Annotated in this window: 4 protein-coding genes; all 4 read right to left on the reverse strand. The window is 33.4% G+C overall.

Annotation, left to right across the window (positions count from 1 at the left end):
- Positions 1-76: 76 nt before the first annotated feature.
- The 4 genes from ACI32A_RS08630 to gdhA all read right to left on the reverse strand — a co-directional run bounded on the left by ACI32A_RS08630 (position 77) and on the right by gdhA (position 5,075).
- Positions 77-1,561 carry a TrkH family potassium uptake protein gene (locus ACI32A_RS08630; RefSeq protein ID WP_439754652.1) on the reverse strand — a complete coding sequence of 495 codons (1,485 nt, stop codon included), beginning with the start codon at positions 1,559-1,561 and terminating at the stop codon, positions 77-79.
- A complete protein-coding gene (gene trkA, locus ACI32A_RS08635) occupies positions 1,545-2,906 on the reverse strand; it encodes a Trk system potassium transporter TrkA (protein WP_439754653.1) in 1,362 nt (453 codons plus the stop codon). Before trkA ends, ACI32A_RS08630 begins: the two co-directional genes overlap by 17 nt.
- Positions 2,907-3,025: 119 nt before the next feature.
- Positions 3,026-3,631 (reverse strand): bifunctional phosphoserine phosphatase/homoserine phosphotransferase ThrH, encoded by a 606-nt coding sequence (thrH, locus tag ACI32A_RS08640; RefSeq protein WP_439754654.1) that lies wholly within the window; start codon positions 3,629-3,631, stop codon positions 3,026-3,028.
- 112 nt (positions 3,632-3,743) lie between these two features.
- The gene (gene gdhA, locus ACI32A_RS08645; protein WP_439754655.1) at positions 3,744-5,075 is read right to left on the reverse strand and encodes an NADP-specific glutamate dehydrogenase; all 1,332 of its coding nucleotides are present in this window, start codon (positions 5,073-5,075) and stop codon (positions 3,744-3,746) included.
- Positions 5,076-5,323 lie beyond the last annotated feature (248 nt).

Raw genomic sequence — 5,323 nt, forward strand, 5'->3', positions numbered from 1 at the left:
CTATTCTATCAAATAAAAAAAAGACTGTCGACTATTACTTTGTCAACAGTCTGAACAGATCGGCTGATCTGTTTTTTTACATTCTTTTTTTCAATTTTACTGGCTTTAAAAATGGAACAATAAAAATAATAATTGGATAGATTTCCAAGCGTCCCACCAACATGGCAATGCTTAGAACAATTTTTGATAAATAAGAAAAACTTGAAAAATTTCCCATTGGACCACATATTCCAAAACCAGGTCCAATATTTCCCACGCATGCAAAAACCGATGTAACAGTGGTTTCAAAATCAAAGTTATCGAAAGAAACAATTAAAATACAAATAAATGTAAAAAACATAAAACAACAGAAATACGATGTAATTTGATGAACCAGTTCATCGTTCACAATTTTTCCATCCATTGAAATGGCATCCACTTTCTGAGGATGAATCAATCGCTGAATATCAAGTTTTAGTTTTTTGATAATAATTAAGAAACGAGAGACTTTTAAGCCACCTCCAGTGCTTCCAGCACAAGCTCCAAGTATCATCAGCAACCATAAAATAATCTTTGAAAACATAGGCCATATATTGAAGTCACAAGTCGCATATCCAGTGGTTGTAATAATGGTTGCGACTTGAAAACCAGCATAGCGCAGAGCTTCTAAAAAATTTGGATAAAGAGAATGTATATTGATAGCAATCATGAGAATGCAAGTGATTACGATTCCAATATAAGTTTTAAATTCTTCGTTTTTAAAGACTTGTTTAAATTGTTTCATCAACAAAAAATAATACATATTAAAATTGATTCCAAACAACAACATGAAAACGGTAATCACAACATCAATATAGACACTATTGTATCCACCAATTCCTGAATTCTTAATACTAAAGCCACCGGTTCCTGCTGTTCCAAAGGCATGGCAGAAAGAATCGAAAAGAGGCATTCCACCTATCCATAATAATAGAATCAATACAATTGTTAAAAAAACATAGATTTTATATAAAATCATGGCGCTTTGTTTCATGCGAGGCACTAATTTTCCTATAGTAGGGCCAGGTGCTTCAGCACGCATAATGTGCATAGTCCGGTCATTACTACCAGGAATAATAGCTAAAACAAAGACAAGAACACCCATTCCTCCAATCCAATGTGTAAAGCTTCGCCAGAATAAATTGGCGTGGCTTAAGGATTCAATGTCCGTTAATATACTAGAACCAGTAGTGGTAAATCCAGAAATGGTTTCAAATAGAGCATTGATATAATTGGGAATGTCTTTTGAAAGAACAAAGGGAAGAGCTCCTAATATAGACATCACAATCCAGGATAGTCCCACTGCAAATAAACCATCTCGTGCAAAAATGAATCCTTTTTTGGATTGAATTTTTGATAAAGGGATTCCGGTTCCTAAACAAATTAGAATAGGAAGAACATAGGCCATTGTTTGAAAGTCATGATAGAGAAAGTTTATAAATAATGGAAATACAAGTAAAATGGCTTCAACAATCAAAACAAATCCAATAATACGTAAAATAATTGACCAATTTAATTGTTTGATCTTATTTGTCCAGTACATCGTTAATATCCCTCAATCCTTTTTTCAGACTAAAAATCACAACGGTGTCACCCTTTAAAATAACAGAATCTCCTTTGGCTACAGTAATAATTCCTTTACGTGAATAATAACCAATTAAAATGTCTTTTTTAAATTGAACTTCTTTTAATGGTTTCCCAATAAATTTACAATTATCTCTTATACGGAATTCTAAGATTTCAACACGAGAATCCATAATTGTCATTAAAGATTCTACGTTGCTGCCGACACTGTTTTGCATGGCACGAACGTATTGTGCAATTTGATTAGCACATAATATTTTTGGTGTAATTGCATTTTGAAGTCCTAATTTCTCTAATAAAAATCCTAAAGAAACGCGATTAATTTTTGGCAGAACACGTGATACACCATTTTTTGAAGCGAACATGCAAACAATAACGTTTTCTTCATCGTTATCGGTTAAAGCAATAAAGGAATCCATTTCCTGCAAAGATTCACTCATTAAAAATTCGTGGTCAGTTCCATCGCCTTGGATGATAGTAGCTTGTGGAAATTGTTCCACTAAATTTAAACAACGATCTTTATTTTTTTCAATAATTCGAACATCGATGCCTAAATCCAATAGAAGCCTTGTTAAGTAGAATGTTATTTTCCCACCACCAACAATCATAACTTCACGAAGAGGACGTGTTCTTTGAATTCCATTTTTATATAAAAATTTTTCAATGTCTTTGGTTGATCCTGTAAAAGTGATTTTATCTCCTTGTTCAATAATGGTAGAACCTTCAGGAATATGAATTTCATCTTTTCGTTCTATAGCGCAAAATAAGACATTGGTTTTCAAGATGAAATTAATTTTATGTATAGGAAGACCAATTAATGGACTATGCTCTACTATTTTAAATTCCACTAATTCACTTTTTCCATTCGCAAAACTATTCACCTTAATCTGGGATGGATAACTCAAGCTCTTTAGTATTTCACGAGCGGCTACTTCTTCTGGATTAATAGACATACTTAATCCCAGTTCTTCTTTCAATAAACGAGTGGTTTGACGATATTGTGGATTGCGAATACGCGCAATTGTGTGGCTGGCTCCCATTTTTTTAGCAATGAAACAACAAATAATATTGATTTCATCACTGGACGTTGCTGCAATAACTAAGTCAGCTTGATCCACTTTAGATGCCATCAATACTTCTGTATCTCCGCCACTTCCCAATACAACATCAACATCAAGTTGATTTGTAACTTTATTTAAAACTGCAACATTGTTGTCAATGACAGTAATGTCATGACCTTCTTCATCGAGTTGTTTAGTAATTTCAAATCCTACTTTTCCCATTCCAACAATAATAATATTCATAATATCTTAATGTATCCTTTATAAATCTTTATAAAATCTTAATAAGTATATCTTACTCGTTTATGTTTTTTGTTTCAATGAGATTTGAAAAATAAAAAAAGTGAAATTTTCATTTCACTTTATAAAGCCTTTTGAATCGCTTCAAACAATTCATCGTATTCTTCGAAAGCCGGATACTGAGGATAGTCTTTTTTGATTTGCTCTGTGCTCTTAAATAAGAAACCTGCTTTACTGGCTTGAATCATGCCTAAATCATTGAAACTGTCTCCGGAAGCAATGGTTTGAAATCCACAAGATTGTAAAGCTTTTACGGTAGTTAATTTTGATTTCTCACATCGCATTTTATATCCAGTAATGGTTCCGTCTTCACTGACTTCCAATGTATTACAGAAAATTGTTGGCCATCCTAATTTTTTCATCAGAGGCTGTGCAAACTGGGTAAAAGTATCACTTAAAATAATGACTTGTGTGATTTCTCTTAATTTGTCTAAAAATTCTTTGGCACCTGGCATAGGCTCAATTTTAGCGATGGTTTCCTGAATTTCTTTTAAACCCAATCCATGTTCTTTTAAAATCTGTAAACGATAATTCATTAATTTATCATAGTCTGGTTCGTCGCGCGTTGTTTTCTTGAGTTCCTCAATTCCAGTTTCCTGTGCAAAAGCAATCCAGATTTCTGGAACCAGCACACCTTCCATATCTAAACAAACAACATTCATATCCATATTTTTTTCCTCACTTTTCAATGTTTATACTATAACAAAGAAAAACGAAAATGTACATGATTATTTGACAAGTGTTTATCAATATAAAACAAAAAGAGCCAATTGGCTCTTTCTATACAGTTCCTTGTGCTTTCATTGCAGTGGCTACTTTTAAGAAACCAGCAATGTTGGCACCAATTTCATATTGTTTGTCACAACCATATTCTTTCGCAGTATCACGACAAGTGTTGAAAATGGTAACCATAATTTGTTCCAGTTTCTGATCCACTTCTTCAGCTGACCAAGAAAGGTGTTGTGCATTTTGTGACATTTCCAATCCAGAACAAGCAACACCACCTGCATTACTTGCTTTACCTGGTGCATATAATACACCATTTTCTTGTAAGTATTTAATCGCATCTGGTGTTGTAGGCATGTTTGCTCCTTCACATACCGCAAAGACACCATTGCTTACCAATGCCTTGGCGTCTTCTAAATCCAATTCATTTTGTGTCGCACATGGAAGAGCAACATCTACTTTTACAGACCATGGACGTTGTCCTGCTGTATAAGTTGCTTCTGGATGAACATCTACATATTCTTTAATACGACCACGACGAATTTCTTTAATTTCTTTTACTAAGTCTAAATCAATTCCGTTTGGATCGTAAATAAATCCATTTGAATCTGACATTGTTAAGACTTTAGCACCTAATTGAGTAGCTTTTTGACAAGCATAAATAGCTACGTTTCCAGAACCAGAGATTGCAACATTTTTACCTTCAAAACTAGTACCATTGTCTTTTAATAAAGCTTGTGTAAAATAACATAATCCATATCCAGTGGCTTCTGTACGAACTAAAGAACCACCAAAAGATAATCCTTTACCAGTTAATACACCAGAGAATTCATTTTTCAATCGTTTATATTGACCGAATAAATAACCGACTTCGCGTCCACCAACTCCAATGTCACCAGCTGGAACGTCTGTATTTGGTCCAATATGACGATATAATTCGGTCATAAAGCTTTGACAGAATGCCATGATTTCACGATCAGATTTTCCTTTTGGATCAAAATCAGATCCACCTTTTCCGCCTCCCATTGGAAGAGTTGTTAAAGAATTTTTAAAGATTTGTTCGAATCCTAAAAATTTAATAATAGAGATATTAACAGATGGATGGAAACGAATTCCTCCTTTATATGGACCAATTGCAGAGTTAAATTCAACACGATATCCACGGTTTACTTGTGTAACACCATTGTCATCTACCCAAGGAACACGGAAAATAATTTGTCTTTCTGGTTCAACTAAGCGAGTTAATACATCATCATCTAATTGTTCGGGATGAACTTTTTCAATTACTTTTAAAGACTCGAAAACTTCTTGCACAGCTTGCAAGAATTCTTTGTCGTTAGGTTGACGGCTAACGACAGTTTCATATAGTTTTTCTAAGTTTGCCATTGTATCCTCCTTGAAATTGTAAACTTTCTTGTAAAGTATAGCACTTATGAAATCGCATTGAAAGAAAAAATGTAAAAAAATGAAAAAAACATTTTATTTTTCTCATTTTTTACAATTGTATAATAATGATGTGCAGTTGTTTGAAATTAGCGAACATGTCTATAATTTGGGTTTTATATATAAGGAACAAAACTTTTTAAAAAAAGTAGTTGACTGAAGAGGAATGATTTGGTAGTATAAGTGGGCGC

The sequence above is a fragment of the Floccifex sp. genome (assembly GCF_051873555.1).
Taxonomy (GTDB): Bacteria; Bacillota_I; Bacilli_A; order Erysipelotrichales; family Erysipelotrichaceae; genus Floccifex.

What these genes read in the sequence shown, in the direction of transcription:
- thrH (WP_439754654.1), bottom strand. Translation starts at nt 3,631, where the DNA reads ATGGATATGAATGTTGTTTGTTTAGATATGGAAGGTGTGCTGGTTCCA.
- gdhA (WP_439754655.1), bottom strand. Translation starts at nt 5,075, where the DNA reads ATGGCAAACTTAGAAAAACTATATGAAACTGTCGTTAGCCGTCAACCT.
- trkA (WP_439754653.1), bottom strand. Translation starts at nt 2,906, where the DNA reads ATGAATATTATTATTGTTGGAATGGGAAAAGTAGGATTTGAAATTACT.
- ACI32A_RS08630 (WP_439754652.1), bottom strand. Translation starts at nt 1,561, where the DNA reads ATGTACTGGACAAATAAGATCAAACAATTAAATTGGTCAATTATTTTA.